Raw genomic sequence first — 792 nt, forward strand, 5'->3', positions numbered from 1 at the left:
GTCCCGCTCGTGATGATTGCCAACAAGGACTATCCATTATGATAGCAGTTTGTGATAGTAAGTCGTTTTTTTTGAGAGGTATATTATGATTTAGTTTGTGTTCACGAGCTGGACGCTCGCGTCAGCTGGGAGAGCTCTGCAAAAGTCAATGCAAGATGTTATTGATAAATATGGAAGTAGTAGAACATCAGACTTAACGCTAATGATATATTTTCAAGAAAGGCTAAAACATAATATCCGTTGTATATTCCTGGAGGAAGAGTAAATTTTAATGCAACTGAAAATATTGTGGCAACTGAATATAAGACGAACCCATGGACAGCAGGAAATTGCAATTAACTATAATATGATCGATAAAATTTTAACCAATTTAGTATATCTTTTCTATCCTCAGAATATATGTGCTTATACTCAAAAAGATGAATATTTTGTGACAGAGGAATATAAAAGATTAAAGGAGATAATTGTTGACTTTGATTCTGAAAATAGCCAAATTTTCAGAACAAGTATAATTGATAGTTTTGGAAAAGATATAACATTGAAAAATTGTAAAGATTTATCTTTATTTGATTGGGAAGATAGATGTTTTACCTTTAATTTAAATATAATTGAGAATGGCGAACTCTTTACAATATCAATATATTTAAGTGTCTTAATTCCTTATTATTTAATTAATGTTCAAAAAGGAATGATTGAATTATGGTTTTCAAAATCACAAATCGAAGAATTGGAGAAAGAGAAGAGAGAAACTAGGAAATTATCGGGGTTAATTTTGGATATTGAGACTATAAT

1 protein-coding gene is annotated in these 792 nt (G+C 30.1%); it reads left to right on the forward strand.

Going from position 1 to position 792, the window contains the following annotated elements; all coding sequences use genetic code 11:
- Window positions 1–271 precede the first annotated feature (271 nt).
- Window positions 272–792 (forward strand): hypothetical protein (locus DNC80_RS15635; protein WP_182652013.1); only part of this gene is annotated, 521 nt, incomplete at its 3' end.

Source organism: Flavobacterium sp. SOK18b (assembly GCF_014156605.1).
Lineage (GTDB): Bacteria > Bacteroidota > Bacteroidia > Flavobacteriales > Flavobacteriaceae > Flavobacterium > Flavobacterium tiangeerense.